Source organism: Streptomyces sp. NBC_00096 (genome assembly GCF_045041305.1).
Taxonomy (GTDB): domain Bacteria; phylum Actinomycetota; class Actinomycetes; order Streptomycetales; family Streptomycetaceae; genus Streptomyces.
In genome coordinates this window covers 2,394,867-2,421,330 of record NZ_CP108221.1, presented here as the reverse complement: position 1 = coordinate 2,421,330, position 26,464 = coordinate 2,394,867, and the positions used below count along the sequence as shown (strand labels likewise).

Annotated in this window: 22 protein-coding genes and 1 pseudogene; 14 read left to right on the top strand and 9 right to left on the bottom strand. The window is 73.0% G+C overall.

From position 1 onward, the window contains the following. Positions 1 to 23: 23 nt before the first annotated feature. The 3 genes from mmpB to OG904_RS10290 all read right to left on the bottom strand — a co-directional run bounded on the left by mmpB (position 24) and on the right by OG904_RS10290 (position 2,088). Positions 24 to 158, bottom strand: a complete 135-nt coding sequence (gene mmpB, locus OG904_RS10300) for a morphogenic membrane protein MmpB (RefSeq protein WP_405489585.1) — start codon at positions 156 to 158, stop codon at positions 24 to 26. Positions 159 to 263: 105 nt separating this feature from the next. Further along, positions 264 to 473 (bottom strand): acyl-CoA carboxylase epsilon subunit, encoded by a 210-nt coding sequence (locus OG904_RS10295; RefSeq protein ID WP_405489583.1) that lies wholly within the window; start codon positions 471 to 473, stop codon positions 264 to 266. 19 nt (positions 474 to 492) lie between these two features. Beyond that, complete coding sequence (locus OG904_RS10290; protein WP_405489581.1) at positions 493 to 2,088, bottom strand: acyl-CoA carboxylase subunit beta; 1,596 nt, start codon at positions 2,086 to 2,088, stop codon at positions 493 to 495. A gap of 131 nt (positions 2,089 to 2,219) precedes the next feature. On the opposite strand from OG904_RS10290, the gene OG904_RS10285 reads away from it, so the two are divergent. From OG904_RS10285 to hutH, 7 genes and pseudogenes are all read left to right on the top strand, one after another. Continuing rightward, the gene (locus OG904_RS10285) at positions 2,220 to 3,098 is read left to right on the top strand and encodes a biotin--[acetyl-CoA-carboxylase] ligase (protein ID WP_405489579.1); all 879 of its coding nucleotides are present in this window, start codon (positions 2,220 to 2,222) and stop codon (positions 3,096 to 3,098) included. Positions 3,099 to 3,234: 136 nt separating this feature from the next. Continuing rightward, positions 3,235 to 4,431: an adenylate/guanylate cyclase domain-containing protein gene (locus tag OG904_RS10280; RefSeq protein ID WP_405489577.1), complete on the top strand. Its 1,197-nt coding sequence runs from the start codon at positions 3,235 to 3,237 to the stop codon at positions 4,429 to 4,431. 26 nt (positions 4,432 to 4,457) lie between these two features. Further along, on the top strand, positions 4,458 to 5,240 hold the full coding sequence (locus OG904_RS10275) for an enoyl-CoA hydratase/isomerase family protein (protein WP_405489575.1): 783 nt from the start codon (positions 4,458 to 4,460) through the stop codon (positions 5,238 to 5,240). A gap of 188 nt (positions 5,241 to 5,428) precedes the next feature. Beyond that, a pseudogene (locus OG904_RS10270) lies at positions 5,429 to 5,932 on the top strand (YfhO family protein); the annotation flags it as partial. A gap of 88 nt (positions 5,933 to 6,020) precedes the next feature. Beyond that, positions 6,021 to 7,814 (top strand): YfhO family protein, encoded by a 1,794-nt coding sequence (locus OG904_RS10265; protein WP_405489573.1) that lies wholly within the window; start codon positions 6,021 to 6,023, stop codon positions 7,812 to 7,814. Between the two features lie 122 nt (positions 7,815 to 7,936). Then, positions 7,937 to 9,055, top strand: coding sequence for a diguanylate cyclase domain-containing protein (locus tag OG904_RS10260; RefSeq protein WP_405489571.1), 1,119 nt, complete (start codon positions 7,937 to 7,939; stop codon positions 9,053 to 9,055). A 368-nt stretch (positions 9,056 to 9,423) separates the two neighbouring features. Beyond that, the gene (hutH, locus tag OG904_RS10255; protein WP_405497916.1) at positions 9,424 to 10,965 is read left to right on the top strand and encodes a histidine ammonia-lyase; all 1,542 of its coding nucleotides are present in this window, start codon (positions 9,424 to 9,426) and stop codon (positions 10,963 to 10,965) included. 98 nt (positions 10,966 to 11,063) lie between these two features. On the opposite strand, the gene OG904_RS10250 is transcribed toward hutH, so the two are convergent. Then, positions 11,064 to 11,354: a hypothetical protein gene (locus tag OG904_RS10250; RefSeq protein ID WP_405489569.1), complete on the bottom strand. Its 291-nt coding sequence runs from the start codon at positions 11,352 to 11,354 to the stop codon at positions 11,064 to 11,066. 107 nt (positions 11,355 to 11,461) lie between these two features. On the opposite strand from OG904_RS10250, the gene OG904_RS10245 reads away from it, so the two are divergent. From OG904_RS10245 to OG904_RS10235, 3 genes are all read left to right on the top strand, one after another. Further along, positions 11,462 to 11,803, top strand: a complete 342-nt coding sequence (locus tag OG904_RS10245; protein WP_405489567.1) for a hypothetical protein — start codon at positions 11,462 to 11,464, stop codon at positions 11,801 to 11,803. A gap of 116 nt (positions 11,804 to 11,919) precedes the next feature. Further along, positions 11,920 to 13,200, top strand: coding sequence for an Ig-like domain-containing protein (locus OG904_RS10240; RefSeq protein ID WP_405497914.1), 1,281 nt, complete (start codon positions 11,920 to 11,922; stop codon positions 13,198 to 13,200). 140 nt (positions 13,201 to 13,340) lie between these two features. After that, the gene (locus tag OG904_RS10235; protein WP_405489565.1) at positions 13,341 to 14,327 is read left to right on the top strand and encodes a GNAT family N-acetyltransferase; all 987 of its coding nucleotides are present in this window, start codon (positions 13,341 to 13,343) and stop codon (positions 14,325 to 14,327) included. A gap of 16 nt (positions 14,328 to 14,343) precedes the next feature. On the opposite strand, the gene OG904_RS10230 is transcribed toward OG904_RS10235, so the two are convergent. Continuing rightward, the gene (locus OG904_RS10230) at positions 14,344 to 15,294 is read right to left on the bottom strand and encodes a helix-turn-helix domain-containing protein (protein ID WP_405489563.1); all 951 of its coding nucleotides are present in this window, start codon (positions 15,292 to 15,294) and stop codon (positions 14,344 to 14,346) included. Positions 15,295 to 15,532: 238 nt separating this feature from the next. On the opposite strand from OG904_RS10230, the gene OG904_RS10225 reads away from it, so the two are divergent. The 3 genes from OG904_RS10225 to OG904_RS10215 all read left to right on the top strand — a co-directional run bounded on the left by OG904_RS10225 (position 15,533) and on the right by OG904_RS10215 (position 20,308). After that, the gene (locus OG904_RS10225; protein WP_405489561.1) at positions 15,533 to 16,579 is read left to right on the top strand and encodes an NAD(P)-dependent alcohol dehydrogenase; all 1,047 of its coding nucleotides are present in this window, start codon (positions 15,533 to 15,535) and stop codon (positions 16,577 to 16,579) included. A gap of 185 nt (positions 16,580 to 16,764) precedes the next feature. Then, positions 16,765 to 18,948, top strand: coding sequence for a sulfatase-like hydrolase/transferase (locus OG904_RS10220; protein WP_405489559.1), 2,184 nt, complete (start codon positions 16,765 to 16,767; stop codon positions 18,946 to 18,948). Between the two features lie 235 nt (positions 18,949 to 19,183). After that, the gene (locus OG904_RS10215; protein ID WP_405489557.1) at positions 19,184 to 20,308 is read left to right on the top strand and encodes a hypothetical protein; all 1,125 of its coding nucleotides are present in this window, start codon (positions 19,184 to 19,186) and stop codon (positions 20,306 to 20,308) included. 74 nt (positions 20,309 to 20,382) lie between these two features. Here OG904_RS10215 and msrA read toward each other — a convergent pair whose 3' ends face one another. The 4 genes from msrA to OG904_RS10195 form a co-directional block, all read right to left on the bottom strand. Beyond that, positions 20,383 to 21,048, bottom strand: coding sequence for a peptide-methionine (S)-S-oxide reductase MsrA (msrA, locus tag OG904_RS10210; RefSeq protein WP_405489555.1), 666 nt, complete (start codon positions 21,046 to 21,048; stop codon positions 20,383 to 20,385). An 83-nt stretch (positions 21,049 to 21,131) separates the two neighbouring features. Continuing rightward, positions 21,132 to 22,280: a hypothetical protein gene (locus OG904_RS10205; protein ID WP_405489553.1), complete on the bottom strand. Its 1,149-nt coding sequence runs from the start codon at positions 22,278 to 22,280 to the stop codon at positions 21,132 to 21,134. Then, positions 22,280 to 23,881 (bottom strand): M48 family metallopeptidase, encoded by a 1,602-nt coding sequence (locus tag OG904_RS10200; protein ID WP_405489551.1) that lies wholly within the window; start codon positions 23,879 to 23,881, stop codon positions 22,280 to 22,282. Before OG904_RS10200 ends, OG904_RS10205 begins: the two co-directional genes overlap by 1 nt. Positions 23,882 to 24,075: 194 nt before the next feature. Next, entirely contained in the window at positions 24,076 to 25,182 is a 1,107-nt protein-coding gene (locus OG904_RS10195; protein ID WP_405489549.1) for a hypothetical protein, read from the bottom strand. Between the two features lie 125 nt (positions 25,183 to 25,307). On the opposite strand from OG904_RS10195, the gene OG904_RS10190 reads away from it, so the two are divergent. Beyond that, positions 25,308 to 26,462, top strand: coding sequence for a cystathionine gamma-synthase (locus OG904_RS10190; protein ID WP_405489547.1), 1,155 nt, complete (start codon positions 25,308 to 25,310; stop codon positions 26,460 to 26,462). The last annotated feature ends 2 nt before the right edge of the window (positions 26,463 to 26,464 follow it).

The window sequence follows — 26,464 nt, the reverse complement described above, 5'->3', positions numbered from 1 at the left end:
CCGGACGGCCCCGGGCGGGCGGCTCAGAAGCCGCGCACGCCCAGTACGTAGACCACGACGACCATCGCGACGATGACGACCACCCTCATCCGGCGCACCATCGCGGCCGCGTCGCGCAGGTCCTTCGGCGGCTCGTCCTTCGGGTCTGACCAGAGCATGCTCCGATCCTGGCCCCGGGGACGCCTGTGGCGCCTGAGTACGGGTACTCAGGCGCCACAGGCGGTTCGCGTCATCTTCGCGGGCGCTTTCCGGCCGCGGCCGGGCTACCCGGGCCAGTACGTACGGCCCCACGCGGCCGGCCCGGGGCGCGGCAGCGTCCGCCGGGCCACCCGGCCCGGCGCCGACCACGCGTCGGCCACCCGCTCCGCGCCCGGCGGCACCGACGCCAGTGCCACCGCGCGCGCCCGGACCACCGCCAGTGCGGCGGCCAGCTCCTCCGGGGTCGGATTCCCCTTGACGACCTTGATCACCACAGGACTGCCTCCTAGCGCCCTAGAGGGGGATGTTGCCGTGCTTCTTCGGGGGCAGGGACTCCCGCTTGGTGCGCAGCTGCCGCAGCCCCTTGACCACGTGCGCCCGGGTCTGCGACGGCATGGTCACCGCGTCGATGTACCCGCGCTCGGCGGCCGTGTACGGGTTGAGCAGCGCGTCCTCGTACTCGGTGATGAGCCGCGCCCTGGTCTCCTCGGCGGTACCGGCCTCCTCGGCCTCGGCGATGGCCCGGCGGTGCAGGATGTTCACCGCGCCCTGGGCTCCCATGACCGCGATCTGCGCGGTCGGCCAGGCGAGGTTCAGGTCGGCACCGAGGTGCTTGGAGCCCATCACATCGTAGGCACCGCCGAAGGCCTTGCGCGTGATGACGGTGATCAGGGGGACGGTGGCCTCGGCGTAGGCGTAGATCAGCTTCGCGCCGCGCCGGATGATTCCGTTGTACTCCTGGTCCGTGCCCGGCAGGAAGCCCGGTACGTCGACGAAGGTCAGCACCGGGATGTTGAAGGCGTCGCAGGTCCGTACGAAACGGGCCGCCTTCTCGGAGGCGTCGATGTCCAGACAGCCGGCGAACTGCATCGGCTGGTTGGCGACGACCCCGACCGGGTGGCCCTCGACGCGGCCGAAGCCGGTGAGGATGTTCGGCGCGAACAGCGACTGCGTCTCCAGGAACTCCGCGTCGTCGAGCACGTGCTCGATCACGGTGTGCATGTCGTACGGCTGGTTCGCGCTGTCCGGGATGAGGACGTCGAGCTCGAGGTCGGTCGCGGAGACCTCGGTGTCGGCCTCCTCGGGGAAGGCCGGGGGCTCGGAGAGGTTGTTCGACGGGAGGTAGGAGAGGAGCGACTTCACGTACTCGATGGCGTCCTTCTCGTCACCCGCCATGTGGTGCGCGACGCCGGACGTGCTGTTGTGCGTGCGCGCCCCGCCCAGCTCCTCGAAGCCGACGTCCTCGCCGGTGACCGTCTTGATGACGTCCGGGCCGGTGATGAACATGTGCGAGGTCTGGTCGACCATGACCGTGAAGTCGGTGATGGCGGGGGAGTACACGGCTCCGCCGGCGCAGGGCCCGACGACCAGGCTGATCTGCGGGATCACGCCGGAGGCGTGCACGTTGCGGCGGAAGATCTCGCCGTACATGCCGAGGGCGCTGACGCCCTCCTGGATGCGGGCGCCACCGGAGTCGTTGATGCCGACCAGCGGGCAGCCGGTCTTCAGCGCGAAGTCCATGACCTTCATGATCTTCTGGCCGTAGACCTCGCCGAGGGCCCCGCCGAAGACGGTGAAGTCCTGGGAGAACAGGGCGACGGGGCGGCCGTCCACGGTGCCGTAGCCGGTGACGACGCCGTCCCCGTAGGGCCGGGTCTTCTCCAGCCCGAAGTTCGTCGACCGGTGCCGGGCGAACTCGTCCAGCTCGACGAAGGACCCCTCGTCCAGCAGCAGGGCCACCCGCTCACGTGCCGTCAGCTTGCCCTTGGCGTGCTGCTTCTCCACCGCCCGCCCGGACCCGGCATGAGTGGCTTCCTCGACGCGGCGCTGCAGATCCGCGATCTTCCCCGCGGTGGTGTGCATGTCGATCGGCTCTGACGGTTGTGACATCGGGGTCGCGGCTCCCTGCGTGGTGTCAACTGCCTGGTCACTTACTTGACTACTGCTGGCTACTGGTGCGTAGCGTATCGGCGGGCATGGCGCTCGGCAGTGCGGCGTTTGACACACCTACTGTGGGTTGCATGACGCCATCAGATGCATCAGGCGGGGCTTCGACCGGAGCTTCCGCGGGCCGCTGGTCGAGCCTCGACCGGCCGCCGTTGAACGCCGCCGCGCTGCAGCGGGCCCTCGTGACCGGTGACGGGCTGTGGAGCTCGCTGGAGGTGGTGGCCTCGACCGGGTCGACCAACAGCGATCTCGCCGCGCGGGCCGCGCAGCTGGCCGAGGGGGCCGTGCTCGTCGCCGAGGAGCAGACCGCGGGGCGGGGCAGGCTCGACCGGAGCTGGGTCGCGCCCGCGCGGTCCGGGCTGTTCTTCTCCGTACTCCTCAAGCCCGGGCCCGCGGTGCCGCAGGAGCGGTGGGGGTGGCTGACCCTGCTGGCCGGGGTGGCCACCGCGGCCGGGCTCTCGCGCGCCGCCGGGGTCGAGACCCACCTCAAGTGGCCCAACGACCTGCTGGTCGCGGTGGACGGGGAGGAGCGCAAGACCGGCGGGATCCTCGCCGAGCGGGTGGGCGACGGGGTGGTCGTCGGGATCGGGCTCAACGTGACGCTGACCGACGCGGAGCTCCCGGTGGACACCGCCGGGTCGCTGGCGCTGGCCAAGGCCTCCGTCACCGACCGGGACCCGCTGCTCAGGGCCGTGCTGCGGTCGCTGGAGCAGTGGTACGGGGACTGGCGCGCGGCCGGCGGCGATCCGGCGGCGAGCGGCCTGCAGGAGACGTACGCGGCGGGCTGCGCGACCCTCGGCCGGCACGTGCGCGCCGAGCTGCCGGGCGGGCGCACCCTCACCGGTACGGCCGAAGCGGTGGACACCGACGGACGGCTCGTCGTGCGGACGGCGGACGGGCAGCGGGAGGCCGTGGGGGCGGGGGACGTCGTCCATCTGCGGTCCGTGCGGTGACCCGCCGGACGCACCGCCCCGGGTGACGGAGTAGGGGAGTGAGCTACGGCACACCTGCCGTATGGTTTAGGCGATCCCGGTCCTCGCGGTGATCAACCGGTTCGGCAGTGCGCACGGAATGGACAGGAGGCGGCCCTTGACCGTCGACGACCCTCAGTCCAACGCGCCCGCCCCCGGAACGGCGGCGGGCGGTCCGGGCGGTTCCGGCGGCGCGGGCGGTTCCGGCGTCCACGCCGGCCCGATCGGGCGCGAGCAGCACACTCCCCACCACGAGGTCGACCACACGGCCCAGCCGACGGCCGACCCGCTCGCCATCCGCCTGGAGCAGCTGATCCTGGGCGCCGAGCGCCGGTACACCCCCTTCCAGGCCGCCCGCAGCGCCGGGGTCTCGATGGAGCTCGCCTCCCGCTTCTGGCGGGCCATGGGCTTCGCGGACATCGGCCAGGCCAAGGCCCTGACGGAGGCGGACGTACTGGCGCTGCGCCGGCTCGCCGGCCTGGTCGAGGCCGGGCTGCTGAGCGAGCCGATGGCGGTGCAGGTGGCCCGGTCGACCGGCCAGACCACGGCGCGGCTCGCGGAGTGGCAGATCGACTCCTTCCTGGAGGGGCTGACGGAGCCGCCGGAGCCGGGGATGACCCGCACGGAGGTCACGTACCCGCTGGTCGAGCTGTTGCTGCCGGAGCTGGAGGAGTTCCTCGTCTACGTGTGGCGGCGCCAGCTGGCGGCCGCCACCGGGCGGGTGGTGCAGGTGGCGGACGACGAGGAGATGGTCGACCGGCGGCTCGCGGTGGGCTTCGCCGACCTGGTGGGCTTCACGCGCCTGACGCGGCGGCTGGAGGAGGAGGAGCTCGGCGAGCTCGTCGAGTCCTTCGAGACGACGTCGGCGGACCTGGTGGCGGCGCACGGCGGCCGCCTGATCAAGACGCTGGGCGACGAGGTGCTGTACTGCGCCGACGACGCGGCGACGGCGGCGGAGATCGCGCTGCGGTTGATCGAGACGATGGGGGCCGATCCGCAGATGCCGGAGCTGCGGGTGGGGATCGCCTTCGGGACGGTGACGACCCGGATGGGCGACGTCTTCGGGACCACGGTGAACCTGGCCTCGCGGCTGACGTCGATAGCGCCGAAGGACGCGGTCCTGGTGGACGGGGCGATGGCCGAGGAACTGGGCCGCACGGGCGCGGCTCCGGTGTCGGAGAAGGAGGCGGAGAACGAGGAGGGCGGCGGCGCCTACCGCTTCGCGCTCCAGCCGATGTGGCAGCGCCCGGTGCGCGGCCTGGGAGTCGTGGAGCCCTGGTCGCTGACGCGGCGGAGCCCTAAGATCCCCGGGTAACGTTCGTTAACCGGGAGGGTCGTCCTGTGTCTGAATTCGTGACTGTGCACCGGCACGAGGGCGGCGTCGCCGAGCTGGTCCTGGACCGGCCGAAGGCGATGAACGCGGTGTCGACGGACATGGCGCGGGCCATCGGGGCGGCCTGCGCGGAGCTGGCCGCGGACGCGTCGGTACGGGTGGTCGTGCTCTCCTCGACCGCCGAGCGGGCGTTCTGCGTGGGCGCGGACCTCAAGGAGCGCAACTCCTTCTCGGACGCCGAGCTGCTGCGCCAGCGGCCGACCACGCGGGGCGCGTACGGGGGCGTACTGGAGCTGCCGATGCCGACGATCGCGGCGGTCCACGGCTTCGCCCTGGGGGGCGGCTTCGAGCTGGCCCTGGCGTGCGACGTGATCGTGGCCGACGAGACGGCGGTGGTCGGCCTGCCCGAGGTGTCGGTGGGGGTGATCCCGGGCGGCGGGGGCACGCAGCTGCTGCCCAGGCGGGTGGGGGCGGCGCGGGCCGCGGAGCTCATCTTCACCGCCCGGCGGGTGGAGGCCGCCGAGGCGCTCGCGCTGGGACTGGTGGACTCGGTGGTCCCGGCGGGGTCGGACCGAGACGCGGCGCTGGCCATGGCGGCGGCGATGGCGGCGAACTCCCCGGTCGGACTGCGGGCGGCCAAGCGGGCGCTGCGGCTCGGGCACGGGATGGACCTGACGGCCGGGCTGGAGATCGAGGACGCGGCGTGGCGGACGGTGGCCTTCTCGGGAGACCGGGCCGAGGGCGTGGCGGCGTTCAACGAGAAGCGCAAGCCGCGGTGGCCGGGGGTGTGAACTTCCTGGCTCCGGAGCGCCGCAGGTCCGGCGTTTGAGACGACGCCCGCTGGGTGTCATGGGGCGTGGGGCGTGGGGCGTGGGGCGTGGGGCGTGGGGCGTGCGGCGTGGGGCGTGCGGCGTGGGGTCGTCACCCGGTCGGATCCTCCGTGATGCCCTGACCCTGGCTCGTTCATAGCATCGGGCGCATGACGTCGGGGGGTGTGAGCGTGCGGCTGGTCGGCAGACCGGCGATGGCGACCGTGTGCGCCGCACTCTGCTCCATGGCCGCATATTCTCTGGGACTGGCTGCCCACGGGACCTACCCGTTCGGTGCCGGCTCCAGGGCGACGAACGACTTGCGGCACCAGTACGTTCCGTTCCACACACGTCTATGGGACCTGCAGCACGGCGTGGCCGACGGCGACCTCCTCTTCAACTGGCAGAGCGGGTACGGCACCGGATTCCTCGCGGACTTCTTCACCTATCTGGCCAACCCCTTCTCCTGGATCGTCGGCCTCTTCCCACGCCAGTACATCGACTTCCCCGTCTTCCTCGTCAGCATCCTGAGCATGGGCCTCGCAGCGGCCCTGATGACGGTCTTCCTCGGTCGGCTCCGCCCGGGCTCCCCCTGGATGCGGGCGCTCTTGGCCGTCGGCTACGCCGTCTGCGGATGGGCCGTCTTCGAGGGCGTGATCGTTCCGATGTGGATGTGGGGCCTGGTCTCACTTCCCGCGCTGTGCATTGCTTTCGACTGGTGTGTCGGGCGGCGACGCTGGGCGATCGGCACCCTCGGTCGGCATGCCCTTGGCGGCTCCCGCCGTGCTCGTGACGGGGATGGCGAACGCCCAGGCGCAGCCGACGGACAGGTACGTCGTGAGCGTGGCCACAGCGCCATTGACGTACCTCGCGATGTTCCTCCCGGGCGGCTACGCCCAGCCGACCGCGCCGAGCGTCTTCGTCGGCTTTCCCGCACTGCTCCTCGTCCTGTCCCTCCCCTTCCACACGCGGGTGCCACCCCTTGAGCGGGCCGCCTGGCTCCTCATGATCGCGTTCGTCGCAGCCTCGTTCGTCATCAGGCCCACGGCCGAGGCGTGGCATGGTTTCACCCTTCCGCACGGTGCCCCTTTCCGCGCCACCTTCGTGCTCAGCGGCCTGATGGTGATGGCTGCCTGGACCTGCTGGGCCGAACGCCCGAGCCGCAGGACCCTGACTGCCGGCGCGGCCGCCTTCGCTCTGCTCGTGGTCGCCTGCCTGGGACGGCAACCCGTCAATTCCCTTGCCCGTGATCTCGCACTCATCGGCGGCCCCGCAACGGCTGCCCTCCTCATCGCCCGCCGGGCCCACCAGCGTCATCGCATCATCCGACGCGGCGTCCCGGTACTCCTGGCCGCCACTGTCTTGCTCACCACCGCCGGCGCTGTGTACGCGATCCTGGTGTTCCAGGCACCGGCCCGGCGGGGCGATCCCTTCACGTCGACGATGTCCGCGCTCGCCGTGAACTCCCACAAGACGATCCAGCGGAACGATCGCTGGCCCTCCGCACGGACCGATCCCGGCTCCGGTGTCCTCATCACCGACAACGACCCGATACTGCTGGGAGGACAAGGGGGCGCCTACTACAGCAGCTACGTGACCGAGCGCACGGCCGGCGCGCTGCGCCCCCTCGGGCTGGGGATGGCCATGGGGGGCCGACACCTCTGGGCGGCTTCGGACCCCGTTCTGCAGTCCCTGCTCTCGGTCGGCACCCGCCTGCGCCGGACGGGTGCCAGCACGGTGGACACCGTGCATTCGCCGGCTTTCCCCCTGGTGACGATCCGCTCGTCGTCGTGGCTCGATCCCAACGGCGCGCCCGCGGGAACCGTGTGGGCCTCGCAGCAGGACGCCCTCGGTGCACACGTCTACACGGTGCCCGGTCTCCGCGCCCTTCCGGTCCGGGGAACGCCCCCGCAACGCACGGCCGCGGGCTTCAGCGTTGCCCCGTACCCACGCGGAGCCTCCTGGCCCACGCTGAGCGCCGTGTGCCCCGCGGGCTCGGAAGCCCTCCTGTACGCGCCCCACTACAACGGCGGCATCGTCGCCCTGGGCATCAGCCACAACAGTCCCGGCCAGGCCGGCAGGATCGACATGCCCGTCACACCGCTCGGAACCGTGCCGTCCAGCGGCAGGATCGACGTCGCCTTCGGGACGCATCGGGGCGACCAGTCCGTCCCCGTCCACGCGCTGGGCTGTCTCGACCGCGGACTTCTCACGGATGCCGTCAAGACCAGACGGGCCGCCACCAGTGTCGTCGTGTCGGGCCACGGCCTGAAGGCGGCCCTTCCACACGGATCCGCCGGCACCGCGGTCATCGCGACCACTGCGGTTCCCGGCTGGACGTGCTCTGTCGACGACGGCCCACGGTTCAGCCCCGACGCTACCAACGGCCTGCTCTCCGTCCCTCTGGGAGGCTCTGCCGACGCCCTGGAATGCGGCTACTCGCCCCCAGGGCTCAGAGCCGGGCTCGGCGCGGCCGCGGTCGGCGCTCTTGTGGTTCTGCTCGTGGTTCTCCGGGGCTTGAGAGCCGGATCCCCAACCGGGTCGCGGCGGCTGTAGCGGCCGTGTGGGCCCTGCGCGAGTTCCTTTGTGGGCTCGGTTCGTCACCACACGTGATCTTGGTGCCACCGAATGTCGCGCCAATTATCACCAAATCGGACAAAACTCCCTAACCTGGGGTGATGGGTGTTGACGGGCGGCTCCGAGCCGTTGTGGGTCTCGCGCAGGCCATGGCGGCCGCGTGCGCGCCGAGGGACAGTGTCCGGGCCGCGGCGCGCGGGGCGCGGCTGGCGCTGGACGGCTCGTTCGCCGCGATTTCCGCGTGGGAGCGGGAGCGGGGGTGCCTGCGGGTGCTGGTGAACGAGGGGGAGCGCAGGGCCGGGGAGGAGGAGTTCCCCGAGGACGAGTCCTACCCCGTCCACGACTTCCCCGAGATCACGGAGTTCCTGCACGAGCGCTGGGTGGGCGGGGGAGGCCCCCACGCCTGGGTGGACAGCGCGGTCGGGGACCGGCCCGGCCGCCGGGGCGAGGTGCTGCGCCGGCGCGGTCGCGGGACGTGCGTGGTCGCGCCGATCGTGCTGAGCGGGCGGGCGTGGGGCGAGCTGTACGTGGCCCGGGACGAGGGGATGGCGGACTTCGACGAGGGTGACGCGGAGTTCGCGACCGTCCTCGCGGCGGTCATCGCGGCCGGGCTCGCGCAGAACGACCGGCTGGAGGAGGCGCGGAGGCTCGCCTTCACCGACCCGCTGACCGGGCTGGCCAACCGGCGGGCCGTGGACATGCGGCTCGACGAGGCGCTGGAGGAGCACCGCCGGAGCGGGGCGGTGACGGTGGTCAGCCTGGTGGTCTGTGACCTGAACGGGCTGAAGAAGGTCAACGACACGCTCGGTCACGCGATGGGCGACCGGCTGCTGGAACGTTTCGGCTCGGTGCTCAGCCTGTGCGGGGCGATGCTGCCGGGTGCGTTGGTCGCGCGGCTGGGCGGGGACGAGTTCTGCCTGGTCAGCGTGGGGCCCTCGGCGGACGAGGTGGTGCGGGTCACCGAGGAGGTGTGCCTGCGGGCCGCCGAGCTGGAGCTGGGGGAGGGGGTCGCCTGCGGGGTCGCCTCCACGGGGGATCCGATCGGGCCGGTGAAGTCCTCCAGGCGGCTGTTCCGGCTGGCTGACGCGGCGCAGTACAAGGCGAAGGCGGCGCGGTCGGCGAAGCCGGTGGTGGCGGGGCGGGACACCGCGGTGGTCCGCCTCGCGGACGCGGAGCCGGGTGGGCCGGGGGAGCGGCGCCGCTTCCGCGGCCGGGCGTAGTCGCCGCTGCCGACGGTCGGGGCCGCCCCTGCTGCTCGCGCACCCGCCCCGGTCACCCCGGGGGAGCCCGCCCCGGGCCCCGGGGGGCCGTCTCCATGGGCGGCGGGCCGCCCCGGCCCGTGCCCGCCGCCCCGGCACTGGTCCGGCCCTCGCGCCGCTGGGGGCTGCGGTGTGCCGCTGCGCGGGGCGAAGTCCCCTACCCACCCTTCGCCCGTTCCCTGGGCTCCGCCCGGACCCGGTCCTCAAACGCCGGACGGGCTGGGTTTGCCGGCGATTGAGGCGCGGGGGGTCGGGGGCCGGGCCCCGGGGTGGGGTGCCGCGAGGGAGTGACATGAAGGGATTCAGTCCGTAGGGTGCTGAATATGGATATGCACACTGTCGTGGTGGGAACGTCCGGGACCACCGCTGAGGACGTCATCGCCGTCGCCCGCGGCAACGCCCGCATCGAGCTTTCCGGCGAGGCCCTCGCCGCCCTCGCGCGGGCCCGCGAGATCGTGGACGCGCTCGCCGCGAAGCCCGAGCCCGTCTACGGGGTGTCCACCGGGTTCGGGGCGCTCGCCTCCCGGCACATCAGTCCCGAGCTGCGCGCGCAGCTCCAGCGCAACATCGTCCGCTCGCACGCCGCCGGCATGGGCCCGCGCGTCGAGCGGGAGGTCGTGCGCGCGCTGATGTTCCTGCGGCTCAAGACGGTCGCCTCCGGCCACACCGGCGTGCGCCCGTCCGTCGCGCAGACCATGGCCGACGTCCTCAACGCCGGGATCACCCCCGTCGTGCACGAGTACGGCTCCCTCGGCTGCTCCGGCGACCTCGCCCCGCTGTCCCACTGCGCGCTCGCGCTCATGGGCGAGGGCGACGCGGAAGGCCCCGACGGGGTCGTCCGCCCCGCCGCAGAGCTGCTCGCCGAGGCCGGGATCGAGCCCGTCGAGCTCCGCGAGAAGGAGGGCCTCGCCCTCCTCAACGGCACCGACGGCATGCTCGGCATGCTGGTCATGGCCCTCGCCGACCTCGGCAAGCTGTACACCGCCGCCGACATCACCGCCGCCCTGACGCTCGAGGCGCTGCTCGGCACCGAGAAGGTGCTGCAGCCCGAGCTGCACGCCATCCGCCCGCACCCCGGGCAGGGCGTCTCCGCCGCGAACATGGCCGCCGTCCTGAAGGACTCCGGGCTCGTGCGCCACTTCCAGGAGGAGACCGCCCCGCGCGTCCAGGACGCCTACTCCGTGCGCTGCGCCCCGCAGGTCGCCGGCGCGGGCCGCGACACCATGGCGCACGCCGCCCTCGTCGCCTCGCGCGAGCTGGCCGCCGCCGTCGACAACCCGGTGGTCCTGCCCGACGGGCGCGTGGAGTCCAACGGCAACTTCCACGGCGCCCCGGTCGCGTACGTACTGGACTTCCTGGCCATCGCCGCCGCGGACCTCGGCTCCATCGCCGAGCGCCGCACCGACCGGCTGCTCGACAAGAACCGCAGCCACGGCCTGCCGCCCTTCCTCGCGGACGACGCCGGCGTGGACTCGGGGCTGATGATCGCCCAGTACACCCAGGCCGCCCTGGTCAGCGAGATGAAGCGGCTCGCGGTCCCCGCCTCCGCCGACTCGATCCCCTCCTCCGCCATGCAGGAGGACCACGTCTCGATGGGCTGGTCGGCCGCGCGCAAGCTCCGTACCGCCGTCGACAACCTCACCCGGATCATCGCCATCGAGATGTACGCGGCCACCCGCGCCATCGAGCTGCGCCACGGGCTCACCCCGGCGCCGGCCAGCCGGGCCGCCATCGCGGCGGCGCGTGCGGCGGGGGTGCAGGGTCCCGGGCCGGATCGTTTCCTCGCCCCCGACCTGGCGGCCGCGGACGCCTTCGTCCGTTCGGGTGCGCTCGTGGACGCCGTGGAGGCCGTCACGGGCCCCCTCGCCTGAGCGGGAGCAGGAGTAGGGGCAGGAGCAGGCGGTAGGAGTGCTGAGGGCCGTGGGCCCGGGGGATCCCCCGGGCCCACGGCCCTCAGCCGTGCCCGCCGCTAGGGCGTCCGCGAGCGGCGTACGGAGAAGGCCACGAAGCCGGCGCCCGCGCCCAGGCAGAGGGTGCCGCCCAGCAGGTACGGGGTGGTGTCCACGCCGCCCGTGTCGGCCAGTTCCAGGGCGGGCCCGGGCGCGGCGGCGGCCCGGGGCCGGGTGTTCGCGGGGGCGGGCGCGCCGGAGGAGCCGTTCGCGTTCCCGGGCGGTGTGGCGTTGGCCGAGGGGACGAACCACAGGACGGCGAGGAGGGTGGTGGCTCCGAGAGCGGTGAGCGTTGATCGGCGTGCGGACACGGTGCGATCCCCCTTGTGGCAGCAGCGAATTGGCCGTGTGCGGTGATGCTACGGAAAGGGGCGGGTCGTGGGAAAGTCGAGGCGTCCACGGGATTACCCTCCGTCGTATGAACCCTTCTGAGACCTCGCGATTCGTACGCCTTCGGGTGGATTTGGTACTTGAGGTGCCCGACGTGGACGCGCTCACCGGAGCCGCACTCGCGCACATCAAGGCCGACGAGTTCATGCCGGACGAGGAGCGCGGCCACGCCGAGGCGGCGGTCCGCGAGGACGTGTCGGAGGCTTTGGCCTACCTGGTGGACCCCACCGACCTGGTCGCGGAGATCCCCGGAGTGGAGCTCGCACAGGCCTCCTGGAGCAGCGAGCCGGTGGAATACGACCCCGAGTCCATGGAGTGGGACCTGGACGAGGAAGATGGGGACTTCGACGAAGAGACTGACAGCGCCTGACGGTGGGGTTGACCACATTCGAACGGAATGTGGCGGCGACCGGGGTGTAATGCGTTGTCAGGACGGGGCAGGGGGGTCACGCCCCCCTGTCCGGGGAATTCGGGGTTCCGGCAATGATGGAGTGGCGTGTGAGGACGGACAGCAAGCGGCGGAGAAGGTCCCTGGTGGCCATATCCGCCGTACTCGGCGGCGTACTGGTGCTCGCGGGATGCAACGACGCGGGTGACGGCGGGGGTACGCCCAAGGGCAACGGGGAGGCCTCGGCCAAATCCCAGGCCGACGTCGACGCGGCGGCCGCGAAGGACGCCTCGAAGGCCAAGATAGCCATCACGCCCAAGGACGGCGCCACCAACATCGGCCTGAACGACGCGGCCGTCGTGGCGGTCACCGACGGCACGCTCACCCAGGTCGAGCTGAAGAGCTCCGAGGGCGCGGCGGTGGCGGGCAAGATAGCCTCCGACGGCAAGAGCTGGAAGCCGGACGGAGCGCTGAAGCGGTCCACGAAGTACGCGCTGTCGGCGACCGCGAAGGACGAGGCGGGCCGCGAGGCGCACGAGAACGCCTCCTTCACCACCATCTCCCCGGAGAACAGCTTCGTCGGCTCGTTCATACCGGACGAGGGCCAGACCGTCGGCGTGGGCATGCCGGTCTCGATCACCTTCAACAAGCCGATCAAGGACAAGAAGGCCGTCCAGGCCGGCATCACGGTCACCTCCACCAGCGGCCAGGAGGTCGTGGGCCACTGGTTCAGCACGCAGCGGCTGGACTTCCGCCCGGAGCAGTACTGGCAGGCGAACTCCACCGTCACGCTGAAGCTGGCGCTGGACGGGGTCCAGGGCGGCCCCGGCATCCAGGGCGTGCAGAACAAGACCGTCACCTTCAAGATCGGCCGGAGCCAGGTCTCCACGGTCGACGCGAAGACGAAGAAGATGGTCGTCACCCGGGACGGCGCGGTCCTCAAGACCATCCCGATCTCGGCGGGCTCCCCGCAGAACCCGACGTACAACGGCCAGATGGTGATCTCCGAGAAGTTCAAGGAGACCCGGATGAACGGCGCCACCGTCGGCTTCACGGACGACGACGGCAAGGGCGAGTACGACATCAAGGACGTGCCGCACGCGATGCGCCTGTCGAACTCCGGCACCTTCGTGCACGGCAACTACTGGGGATCGGACTCGATCTTCGGCAGCGTCAACACCAGCCACGGCTGCGTCGGCCTGAACGACGCCAAGGGCGCGAACGACCCGAACCAGCCCGCCGCCTGGTTCTACGACAACTCCCTCATCGGAGACGTCGTCACGGTCGTCAACTCCCCGGACAAGACCATCAAGCCGGACAACGGCCTCAACGGCTGGAACATGAGCTGGACGGACTGGAAGGCGGGCGCGGCCCTCTGACGCGCCCGCGCCCGCGAGTGCGCCGACGCAGCAGCTGAACCCCGCAACGGACGGCGGGGAGTCCCGGTCAGGGGCTCCCCGCCGTTCGCGTCCCCGAAACTCCCGAGCGCCGCGCCGCGCCGCGGCCTAGGGTCCGGAGCATGACGATCACCCTGCTTTCCGAACCCCCCACCGATGCCGAGGCGCAGGCCTGGCGGGAGGTACTGACCGCCTCCCGGGCGGCCGACCTGCCGCAGCTGCCGGCGCCCTCCCCCGGGGAGGTGGCCGGCCGGCTGCGGGTGCCTCCGGCGCGGGGCCGCTCGGTGCGCTGGGCTTCGGAGAACGGGATCGCCTCCCTGCTCCTCTTCACGGACGGCAGCAACGACCACACCGCGTTCCTGGACGAGCTGACGGTACGGCCGGACGCGCGGCGGCGCGGCGAGGGAACGGCCCTGTGGAGGCGGGTCCGTGAGGAACTGCTCGCCCAGGGACGCACCTCGGTCTCGATGGAGGTGGACCTGGGCGGTGCGGGCCAGGCGTTCGCCGAGTCCGTGGGCTTCGAGAACGTCCTGCCGATGGCCTGGTACGTGCAGGACGTGCGGGACCTGCAGGACGTACGGGAGGCGCGGGAGTCACGGGAGGACGCCGCGTCTCCCGTGCCCGGCTACGAGCTGCTGTGCTGGCCGGGGCTGGTGCCCGACGACTGGGCGCCGGCGGTGGCCGTGGCCCACGGGGCCATGGACGACGCGCCCAGCGGGGACCTCGACCAGCGGGTCCAGACCTGGACGGCGGAGCGGCTGCACGCGGCCCACCGGCTGATCCTGGCCCGGGGCGGCGCGCTGACCACGGTCGCGGCGGTCACCCCGGACGGCGAGGTGGCGGCGTACACGGAGCTGGTGCTCCCCGATCCGGCGGGCCCGCGCGCCCTCCAGTACGACACGGTGGTCGTCCCCGGCCACCGCGGCCGCGGCCTCGGGCTCGCGGTCAAACGCCGGATGCTCGGGGCGGCCCGGACCCGGCACCCGTCCCTGCGGCACATCGCCACCTCGGTGGCGGACGAGAACACCCCGATGCTCGCGGTCAACGCGGCCCTCGGCTACCGGCGCGAACGCGCGGTGGGCTACTTCCAGGCCCAGCTGAAGGGCTGAGGAGCGGCCGCCGCTCTCACTCGCCGCCGCTCTCACGGCCGGCGGCCGGGACCTCGCGCGGCGGGGCGGAACCGGGGGCCGGGGCCGGACCCGGGCCGGGACCCGGTTCCGGCGCGGCGGGCGACGCGGACCAGGAGGCGAGCAGGCTGAGGGCGTCGGCCGAGGGGGAGCCCGGGGCCGCGTGGTAGGTGACCAGGAACTGCGCCGGGTCGTCCGGGAGGGCCAGGGTCTCGAAGGAGAGGTGGAGTTCGCCCACCAGCGGGTGGCGCAGCCGCTTGACGCCGTGCGTCTTGTTGTCCGCCACCGTGTGGGCCGCCCACAGCCGGCGGAACTCCTCGTTCTTCACCGACAGTTCGCCCACCAGCGCCGACAGCCGCTCGTCGTCCGGGTACTGGCCGGCGTACAGGCGCAGGTTGCTCACCACCTCGCACGCCCGGCACTCCCAGTCCGCGTACAGCTCCGCCGTCGCCGGGTCCAGGAAGACCAGCCGCACCAGGTTGCGCTCCTGGGCCGGCAGCGTCCCGAAGTCACCGAACACCGCCGCCGCCAGCCGGTTCCAGCCTATGACGTCCTGGCGCCGCCCGACCAGGTACGCCGGTACGCCGTCCATCGCGTCCAGCAGCGTCCGCAGCTCCGGCCGCACCTGCTGCGGGCGCGGGGCCTGGCGGCGCTTGCGGGGCTTGGGGCCGGCCAGGCGGCTCAGGTGCGCGCGCTCCGTGCCGTCCAGGCGCAGCGCCCGGGCGATGGCGTCGAGGATCTCCGCCGACACGTTCTGCCCGTGCCCCTGCTCCAGCCGCGTGTAGTACGCCACCGACACCCCGGCGAGCTGCGCCAGCTCCTCGCGGCGCAGCCCGGGGACCCGGCGGTGGCGCCCGTGGTCGGGCAGGCCGACGTCCTCGGGGCGCAGCCGGGAGCGCCGGGAGCGCAGGAACTCGCCGAGCTCGGCTCGCTGATCAAGCTGGTGCATTACCCCAGTATCGCCGTGCGGGGGCGCGGGACGGGGGCCCGTGCCTGACCCCGCCAAGGGTAGGTTCGCCAGTCCTAGGCAGAGCAGGGGGATGGGTAGCCGGCGCCGGAGCACGCAAGCTGGGTACCGCGGAAGCCGTACGCGAACCCCGTACGGCGGTCCCGCGCAGCAGCAACGACAGCACAGCAGCACCCACAGCACCGCAGCACCCCACAGCAGTCTTCCGAGGAGCCCCACCGTGTCCGTCACCCAGGTCGCCGCCTACGCCGCTCCCGCCCCCAAGGCCCCGCTGGAGCGCATCACCGTCCCGCGCCGTCCGGTCGGTGCGCACGACGTCCTCATCGACATCAAGTTCTCCGGCATCTGCCACTCCGACATCCACCAGGTCACCGACGGCTGGGGCGAGGGCATCTACCCCATGGTCCCGGGTCACGAGATCGCCGGTGTGGTCACCGAAATCGGCCCGGACGTCACCAGGTTCGCGGTCGGCGACCACGTCGGCGTCGGCTGCTTCGTGGACTCCTGCCGCGTGTGCGAGCAGTGCCTCGCCGGGCAGGAGCAGTACTGCGCCAAGGGCATGACCGGCACGTACAACGCCCTCGACGAGAACGGCGAGCCCACGTACGGCGGTTACTCCACGCACGTGGTCGTCGACGAGAACTACACCGTCCGCATCCCCGACGGCCTCGCCCTCGACGTCGCCGCCCCGCTGCTGTGCGCAGGCATCACCCTCTACTCCCCGCTGAAGCACTGGAAGGCCGGCCCCGGGAAGCAGGTCGCGATCGTGGGTCTCGGCGGCCTCGGCCACATGGGAGTCAAGATCGCCCACGCGCTCGGCGCGGAGGTCACCGTGCTCTCGCAGACCCTGCGCAAGAAGGAGGACGGGCTGAAGCTGGGCGCCGACCACTTCTACGCCACGAGCGACGAGACCACCTTCGAGTCGCTGGCCGGCCGCTTCGACCTGATCGTGTCCACCGTCTCCGCACCCCTCGGCTTCGACGCCTACCTGGGGCTGCTGAAGGTGGACGGCGCCCTGGTGAACGTCGGCGCCCCGGAGGAGCCGGTCTCGCTGAACCTGTTCTCCGTCATCGGCGGCCGCAAGACGCTGGCCGGGTCGATGATCGGCGGGATCGCCGAGACGCAGGAGATGCTCGACTTCTGCGCGGAGCACGGGCTCGGTTCGGAGATCGAAGTGATCCGCGCCGACGAGGTCAACGAGGCCTACGAGCGGGTCCAGGCGGGCGACGTCCGCTACCGCTTCGTCATCGACGCCTCGACCATCTGACCGGCGGGCGCCCGACCATCCGACCGGTCGGGTGCCCGACCATCCGACCAGTGAACGACGGCCCCCGGGCGCACGCGCACGCGCGCCCGGGGGCCGTCACACGTTCTTCATGCCCCGTGCATGGTCTGGGCGGCCGCCCGCGCGGACGATCTTCCCATCAGCCTTTCGCCACAGGGGAGTTCGAGATGCCCAGCCGCCGCCACTTCCTCGCGGGTTCCGCGGCCGCCGTCGGCCTCACGGCCCTTCCGCCGCTCGCCCGGTCCGCGGCGGCGGCCGACGGGGCCGCCGGACCCCAGACGCCGCCGAACATCGTGGTGGTCCTGGCCGACGACCTCGGCTACGGCGACCTGGGCGCGTACGGCCAGAAGCTGATCAGCACCCCGCGCATCGACCGGCTCGCCGCAGAGGGGCTCCGGTTCACCGACGCCTACTCCGCGGCCGCCGTCTGCGCGCCCTCCCGCGCCGCGCTGCTGACCGGGCTGCACACCGGCCACGCCGCCGTCCGCGCAAACCCCTCCAGCGGCGGCCAGGGCAGCCTCGGCGCCGGCGACACCACCTTCGCGGAGGTGCTGCGGGCGCGCGGCTACCGTACGGGCCTGTTCGGCAAGTGGGGCTTCGGACCGGAGGCCGGGGACCAGCCGAGCCACCCGGGCGCGCGGGGCTTCGAGGAGTTCTACGGCTACATCGACCACGGCCACGCCCACGAGTACTACCCGGCGTACCTCTGGCACGACAACGCCAAGGAGACCGTCCCGGCGGGCACCTTCGCCCCCGACGCCATCGCCGCGCGCGCCCTCGACTTCATCGACGCCCGCGCCGCCGGCACCGACCCCTTCCTCCTCTTCCTCGCCCCGAACCTCCCGCACGCCCCCAGCGACATCCCCGACGTCGGCGCGTACGCCTCCCAGTCGTGGACGCAGGCGAACAAGGCCCACGCGGCACAGATCAGCCTCCTCGACGCGCAGGTCGGCTCGGTCGTGGACCGGCTGAAGGCGCGGGGGATCGCGGAGCGCACCGTGGTCCTGTTCGCCTCCGACAACGGCCCGCACGAGGAGGGCGGGGTGAACCCCGACCTCTTCGACGCCAACGGCCCGCTGCGCGGCTACAAGCGCAACCTCTACGAGGGCGGCGTCCGCGTCCCGCTGATCGCCTGGTCCCCGGGCCGGATCGCCCCCGGCACCACCAGCGCCCGCCCCACCCCGCTGTACGACGTCCTGCCCACCCTCGCCGACCTGGCGGGCGGCGCCCCGGCCCCCTCGGACATCGACGGGCTCTCGGCGGCGCCCGTGCTGAACGGCACCCCGGCCCTCGCCCCGGTCCACAACCACCTGTACTGGTACCGGGACGAGCAGGGCGTCACCAGCCGGGCCAACGCCCAGGACGGCGGCCGGGCCACGCAGGTGGCGGAGGCCGTCCGCAAGGACCAGTGGAAGGCCGTACGGTTCGCCCCCGCGCGCGACAGGACCGTACCGGACGCGCAGTGGCGGTTCGAGCTCTACAACCTGACGACGGACCTCGCCGAGAAGTACGACGTGGCGGCGGCGAACCCCTCGGTGGTCACGAGCCTGACGGCCCTGCTGCGCTCCTCCTGGGCCGACACCTACGTCCGCCGCCCGTGGGGCCTCGCGGCGGTCGCGGACGCGTCGGCCGGCACGCTCACCACGACCGTCGCGAACGGTACGGGCCGCCCCTGGCCCGACGTCCGCGTCGCCCTCCCGCTCCCCGCGGGCTGGACGGCCACCCCGGCGAACGCGGACACCGCCGCCTCCCTCGCCCCGGGCGAAGCCCTGACCACGACGTGGCGGGTGACCCCGCCCGCGACGGCGCCCGCGCCCGCGCTGCTCACCGCGCAGGCCGCCACCTCGTCCGGCCTGCGCTTCACGGCCCCCACCCGCTACACGCCGCTGCCGGCCCCGCCCACGGGGGACAGCTACCTCAGCGACCTGCCGTGGGTCTCGGCCGCCAACGGCTGGGGCCCGGTAGAGCTCGACCGCTCCAACGGCAAGCAGGCGGCGGGCGACGGCACCCCGATCGCCTTCGGCGGGGTCACGTACGCCAAGGGGCTCGGGGTGCACGCCCCGTCGGAGATCGTCTACCACCTGGGCGGACGCGGGAACCGGTTCACCGCCCTGGTCGGCATCGACGACTTCTCGAAGAAGCAGTCCGCCGCCGGAGCCACCCGCGCCACCGTGCGCGGCGACGGCCGCGTCCTGGCCACGACCCCCGTCCTGACCGGCGCCTCGGGACCGACCTCCCTGGACTTGGACGTCCGGGGGATCCGCCTGCTCCACCTGGTGGTGGAGGATGCCAATGCGAACTCGGCCTTCGACCACACCTCGTGGGCCCTGGCCCGGGTGACGGTGGTCTGAGGCAGGCTCCGGAGGGGGGTGGACCCCGGGTGCACCCCCCGCGCAGCCAGGGGTTTTTGCGGCAATGAGGGCGAATTATCGGGGGTGACAAGCGGGTTCACGGCAGTGGATGATGACCGGAGACTTCAGGGTTCGCGTGCGCCCGACCGTTGCTGGGGGGAACGGCCGAGCAACCGTCGTGCTGCGCCGCGTCCTTGGTCGGACCCCATCGCCCTTCACCGAAGGAACCCTGCCCGTGCGTCCTCATCGTGCGACGGTCCTGCTCACCGCGGGCCTCGTCACCCTCCTCGGCACACCGGCCGTCGCCGCCGCCGGGACCCCGGCCGACCTCTACGTGAACAGCGACACCACCTGCTCCGACACCGGACCCGGTTCGAAGGCGCTGCCCTTCTGCCTGCTCTCCTCGGCGGCCAGGATCGTCAAGCCGGGCCAGACGGTCCGGATGAAGGCGCGCGCGCACAGCGCCGAGTCCCTGGTCATCGACCGCTCCGGCGAGCCCGGCAAGCCGATCACCTTCGTCGTCGAGACGACGTCCCCCCTCTTCCCCAAGGCGTTCCTGGACGGGGACCTGACCGTCAAGGGCGCCTCCCACGTCAGGATCAGCGGACTGGGCGTCGGCGGTACCGCCCGGGTCAGCCGGTCGGCCGACATCGAGCTGAACGCGATCACCAGCGTGCGGCGGGACGCCGACGCCCTCGTGGTCGGCGACGCGAGCAAGGACGTGCGCGTCACCCGGAGCCAGCTGACCGCCGTCCGGATCGAGGGCGGCGCCGAGCGCACCCTGTTCAGCCGCAACCTGAACTACGGCCGCCCCCGCGCGGCGCTGACGGTGGTGGACGCGCCCGGCACCGTCATCACCAACAACACGGTGTACGGCGCCTGCGTGACGCCCCTCTCGATGAGCGGCGGCTCGTCCGGCTCCGCGGTGTTCAACAACGTGATCTACGCCGAGCCCTCCGCCGACTGCCCGGACGCGGGGCTCCGCAAGGGCATCAACGTGTCGGCGAGCGCCGCGGTCGGCACGCGCGCCGACTACAACCTGATCGTCGGCGATCCCGCCGTCACGCTGATGGCCTACAAGTGGGCCGGCGCCAGCTACCGGAAGCCCGCGGAGTTCGCGGCCGCGACCGGACAGGGCGCCCACGACATCTTCCGGGCCACGTCCACGGGCGTCGGCTTCAACGTGGCCGGTTCGCCCACCATCGATTCCGCCGACGCGACGGCGCCGGGCGCACTCGTGCCCGACTACAGCGGTCTCCCGGCTCTGGACGACCAGCGCGTGCCCAACACCGGCAAGAACGGCGGTTACCTGGACCGGGGCGCGGTGGAGACCTCGATCGGCGTGACCACGGTCAAGTGACGGCGATCAGCACCTGAGCCCCGCGGTGGCGGCCCGAGGGGATCCGCCACCGCCGGGACCCGGCGCCGGAGGCGTCAGCCCTCGGCCCGGGCCACGCCGATCGGGCAGGAGACGCCCGTGCCGCCGATGCCGCAGTAGCCGTCGGGGTTCTTGGCGAGGTACTGCTGGTGGTACGCCTCCGCGGGCCAGAAGGTGCGCTCCGACGCCGGGAGGACGGCCGTGGTGATCGGGCCGTACCCGGAGGCGGTCAGGACGCGCTGGTAGGCCTCGCGGGAGGCCTCCGCGGTGGCCTGGTCGGCGGCGGAGTGGGTGTAGAGCGCCGAGCGGTACTGGGTGCCGACGTCGTTGCCCTGGCGGAAGCCCTGGGTGGGGTCGTGGGACTCCCAGAAGAGCTTCAGCAGGGCCTCGTAGGAGACCAGGGCGGGGTCGAAGACGACCCGGACGACCTCGGTGTGGCCGGTGCCGCCCGAGCAGACCTCTTCGTAGGTCGGGTTCTCGGTGAAGCCGCCCTGGTAGCCGGCGAGGGTGGTCCACACCCCCGGGGTCTGCCAGAACTTGCGCTCGGCCCCCCAGAAACAGCCGAGACCGAAGTCCGCGACCTGGAGGTGGGCGGGGTAGGGGCCCGCCAGGGGGTTGCCGAGCACGGTGTGGACGGCGGGCAGTCCGAAGAGCGGCTCCGCGCGGCCCGTCAGGGCCTCCTCGCGGGTCGGGAGCTCGGGCGTGCGGCGGTACGAGAACATGGATTCCCTCCTTGTGGTCTAGCGGTAACGGGGAACGGCGGGCGGGGATTCCCCCGGCCCGCCGTCTCGGGTCGGTCCGGTCCTCAGTCCTGCCGGGTGACCCGGCGCACGCTGTAGTCGCGGGTCTTCAGGAAGACGGTCTTGGGGCGGCCCTGGTAGATCCACGGCTCGATCCCGCAGTGGCCGTCGATGTGGCGGAACTGTTCGACCGTCTCCTCGTACCTGTCCTGCCAGTACAGCACCCAGGCGAGCATGTGCCGCAGGCGCACGACGCGCCGGTCGGCCGGGTCCGCGGCGGCCGCCACGTCGGCCAGCGCGGCCGTCGCCGCCGCGACGATCTCCGGCCGCTTGTAGTAGACGTCCGGGTCGAGGTCGGCCTCGTGGTTCTCGTGCTCGAAGTGCGCGCGCAGCAGGACGAGCGACAGCAGGTCTCCCGGCTCGCCCCGGGCCGCGGCCTCCCGGCCGAACTCCTCCGCCCGCTCGTGCGAGCCGTGCCACTTCGCGCACCAGTACTGCAGGGCGCCGGACCAGGCGCCCTGCATCTTCGGACCGCGCTCGACGACCTCCGCCCACAGCTGCCCGAAGGCCTCGGACGGGTACCCGAGTCCGCGGGCCACCGGCAGTTCGTTGACGTACGGGACCGGGTCGGCCGGATCGGCGAGCCGCTGGGCCTCGTGAGCGGCCTCCCGCGCCCCGAGCAGGGCCTTGTGGAAGAGGGCGAACTGCTCCCGTGTGGTGTGCCGGCCGGCCAGCGAGCCGCGCAGGTTCCAGGCGACGGCGACCTCCGCGGCGGCGTGCACCAGCGCGGCCGTGGGGTCGGCCGGGCGGGCCGCCCGCCAGGCGAGCAGCCAGGCGTCGTCCTCGGCGGCGGCTTCGCAGAGCACGCCCGCACGGTGGTGGCGCTCCTCCCACACCTGACCGGCGGCAGCGATCCAGTCGGCTCCCGCCTGCCAGTCGCCGGCGCGGACGGCGTCCAGGACGGCACTCTCCCCGGCCGGTACGGGCAGGTAACGGGTGGTGTCGATGTCCTCGGCGGCCACGAAGCCCAGCCCGACGACCTCGGCGGCCGCGGCCGCCTCGCCCGCGGCCGTACGGGCGCGGATCGCGTCGACTTCGGTCTGCAGCTCGGCGGTCCGCGCGTTCAGGCGCTTCGCCTTGCGGAGGAAGTACATCGCGCGCAGCAGCTTGTACGCGCCTACGGCCAGGAGGCAGCCGAGGATGACGAGGCCCATCACGGGGCGAGCACCAGCTTTCGCAGTGGTTCGGTGTCGGGGAGGTCCGCGGCGGCGGAGTCGAGGGCGCTCTCCAGCTGCTCCTCGAAGCCGTCGGCCGGGTAGCGCAGGGTGGCCGGCTGGGACCAGGAGAGCAGCCAGCGGGCGGTTCCGCGATCGGTGAGTTCGGCGGTGACCAGCTCGTTCAGGGCCCGGCGCAGCACCGGGCGGGCGAACTCCCGGGCCGCGCGGCCCGTCGCGGCGGCCGCCGCCCCGGATTTCGGGAGCCGGTCGGTGATCCGCCGGCGCACCGCCGGGTCGGCGTCGATCGCGTCGAGCAGCGAAGCCAGGCCGCTCCCCACGCCTTCGGCGGCGAAGGCCTCCCGGAGCTCCGGCGAGCCCTGGCCGGAGCGGCGGCTCATGCTCTCGTGCACGAGGTCCTCCCAGCCGAGGCGCTCCATCGCGAAGGCCTCGGGCGTCAGGACCGCCCGCTCCAGCGCGATCAGCGAGGCCTCGGAGTCGGCGAGCAGCTCCAGCGAGGGGCTGGACGGCTGCGTGCCGCGGCCGTCCTCGGGCAGCGCCTCGATGCGGGCGACGCGCTCGGCGAGCGCGGGGTGCGAGTCGTAGGGATCGGCCGGCTCGGCGGGCAGTTCCCGGCGCAGGCCGTCCAGTTCCCCGGCGCGGGCTTCGAGGAGGTGGCGCAGGCCGCCGAAGACCTGCCCCGGGGGCGGCAGCAGACCGGAGCCGACGCCGAGGGTGGCGTAGGAGTCCATGTAGAACTCGTGTGCCGGGCCGATGGCGTTGAGCTCGCGCAGCGCGGAGCCGGCGGAATCGCGGCCGGCGACGCGGACGGCGGCCAGGTCGGCGGCGAGCTCCTGGCGGCGGGCGCCGGAGGGGGTCGAGCGCTGGTAGAACTTCCCGTACCCGGTGTAGATCTTTGCCATCGCGCGGTACGAGGCGCCGTCGCCGGTGGTGTCGATCTCCTCGGCCTTCTTGCCGGCCGCGATCCGCTTCCCGGCCTTCTTCTCCTGCTTCGCCCGCTCCTTGGAGATCTTGGCGTCGGAGCGCTCGTTGAAGGTGTCGACGGTACGCAGCAGCTGGACGCGCCCGCGCCGGATCAGCGGGGTGAGACGGGTGTCGAGGTTGGCGTAGTGGCCCATCTCGTGGGCGAGCACGGCGCGCAGCCGCATCTCGTCCAGGCCCGTCATCAGGGGCAGCCCGATGTAGAGGCGGCGGGTGCCCGGCCGCAGCCCGAGCAGCCCCGCGTCCTCGGTGACGGCGGCGTTGACGTCGGCGATCAGCACGATCTCGTCGGGGGTCCGGGTGCCGACCTGCCCGGCGATCTCGCGGACCGCCGCCCACAGGAGGGGTTCCCGGTGCTCGGTGACGGGGACGCCGGGGAGCGGATCCGCCCTGGGCAGGCGGAGCATGAACATGCCGCGCACGATGGGGACGGCGAGGACGACGGCGGCGATGAGCAGTTTGAACAGGCCCGGCCCGTGCAGGCCGGCCGACTCGGCGCCGACGACGCTCCCGGCGAGGACGGCGAGCAGGACGACGCCGAGCAGGTGGAAGCCGGCGAGCAGGACGAGGGTGCGCAAGGCGCGCAGTGAAGCGCCCATATGGACAGATCCCCCCACGGGATGAAGCGGTGCGGTGTTGCTTGCGCGAACCCTATGGGGAGGGGCTCGGGGCCGTGGGGGGGCGGGGGTGCGGGCGGTACGCGGGCGCGGCGCGGACGCGGGCGCGGCGCGGACGCGGGCCGGCTGCGGCGCCGGTTGCGGGCGCGTGCGCCGGCGGCCGGCCGGCCGGGCCGTCAGTGCGGCAGGGTCGCCGGGGAGCCGCCGTTGGCCTCGTAGCCCGCCACCGCCAGGGCGCGGTAGACCGCGTACGAGGCCGCCGGGTCCGCGTCGGCCGACCAGGGCAGGGCGCCCACGTAGCCGTCGACGTGCCGGACCTGGTCCATCGCCTCGGCCCAGCGCTCGCCGCCGACGAGGAAGAGGAGCAGCAGGTGGCGCACGTGCGCCAGCATCGGGTCGTCGGGGCGCGCGCTGTGGACGGCGTACAGCGCGCCCTCCACCGCCCGGGTCACCGCCGCGCTCTGGTGGAAGCTGCGCACCAGGACGACGTCGGGGACGTGCTCGTACAGCGCGAACAGCGGCAGCGCCGCCAGCAGCGAGCCCCGCGGGGCGCGGGCCGCCGCGTGGTGGGTGAAGGCGTCGGCCTTCTCCCGGGAGCCGTGCCACTTCGCACACCAGTAGTGCAGCGCGGCCAGGTGCGCCCCCATGTGCTGCGGCGCCCGGTCGATGACCTTGGCCCACAGCGCGTCGTACTCGGGCTCGGAGTAGTGCAGCATGCGGGCGACGGCCAGCTCGACGATGTACGGGACCGGGTCGCCGGGAGCCAGCAGCGCGGCCCGCCCGCAGGACTCCCGGGCCTCCTCCGCGATGATCCGTACGTCGGCCTCGCTCATGCCCTCCGGGCGCCGCCACATCTGCTGCGCGAGCAGCTCGGCGTGCACCTGCGCGCCGCCCGCGTCCTTCGGGGCCTCCAGCCGCCACGCCTTCAGCCAGGCGGCGCCGGCCCCGGGCTCCCGGGAGAGTTCCTGCGCCGCCGAGCCGGCGAAGGCCTGGACGCGCTGCCAGCGCACCTCGCCGTCGGCCGGGGTGCCGGCCAGCAGCTGGGAGGCGGCCTGCCACCGCCCGGTCCGGGTCACGTTGTCCAGGGCGTCCATCAGGTCCTGGTCGGGGCCGGGGATCCGGACGTCGAGCTCCTCCTGGAGGGCGAATCCGTAGTCCGCGGGGTCGGCCGCGTCCGGGCTGCCGGGCGTGACCAGGCGCAGGCCGCCGCGCCTGCGCCGCAGGATCGGTCCGACGGCGGCCAAGAGCATCGCCATCGCGAGCAGGAACCACAGAATCTCCATGTCCCCAGCGAACCAGACGCACCCGCACGAAGGCCAATAGGAGGCAAAGCCGCCCGTCACGCACCCCTTCGGGGGGAGTACGGAGACGGGGCCGCGCAGCGGCCGGACGGGGATAGCATCGGGCCATGAGCGACAGCCACGAGCACCAGAGCTTCGAGACCCGCGCCATCCACGCGGGCAATACGGCGGACCCGCTGACCGGCGCGGTCGTACCCCCGATCTACCAGGTCTCCACGTACAAGCAGGACGGAGTCGGAGGACTGCGCGGCGGCTACGAGTACAGCCGCAGCGCCAACCCGACCCGTACCGCGCTGGAGGAGAACCTCGCGGCGCTGGAGGGCGGGCGGCGCGGCCTCGCCTTCGCGTCCGGGCTCGCCGCCGAGGACTGCCTGCTGCGCACGCTGCTCTCCCCGGGCGACCACGTGGTCATCCCGAACGACGCCTACGGCGGCACCTTCCGCCTCTTCGCGAAGGTCGTCTCCCGCTGGGGCGTCGAGTGGTCGGTCGCCGACACCTCCGACCCGGCGTCCGTGCGGGCCGCCCTCACCCCGAAGACCAAGGTCATCTGGGTCGAGACCCCCTCCAACCCGCTGCTCGGCATCACGGACATCGCGCTGGTGGCCGACATCGCGCGGACGGCCGGCGCCAAGCTGGTCGTGGACAACACCTTCGCGTCCCCCTACCTCCAGCAGCCGCTCGCGCTCGGCGCGGACGTGGTCGTGCACTCGCTGACCAAGTACATGGGCGGCCACTCCGACGTGGTCGGCGGCGCGCTCGTCGCCGCGGACGCGGCGCTGGGCGAGGAACTGGCCTACCACCAGAACGCCATGGGCGCGGTGGCCGGGCCCTTCGACTCCTGGCTCGTGCTGCGCGGCATCAAGACGCTGGCCGTCCGCATGGACCGGCACGCCGAGAACGCGGGCAAGATCGCCGAGATGCTGACCCGCCACCCCAAGGTCCACACCGTCCTCTACCCGGGCCTGCCCGGGCACCCGGGCCACGAGGTCGCCGCCAAGCAGATGCGCAACTTCGGCGGCATGATCTCCTTCCAGGTCACCGGCGGCGAGGAGGAGGCGGTCGCGCTCTGCGACCGGACCAAGATCTTCACCCTGGGCGAGTCCCTCGGCGGCGTCGAGTCCCTCATCGAGCACCCGGGCCGCATGACCCACGCCTCGGTGGCCGGCTCGGCCCTGGAGGTCCCGGGCGACCTGGTCCGCCTGTCGGTCGGCATCGAGAACGCCGACGACCTGCTGGCCGACCTGACGCAGGCGCTGGGCTAGTA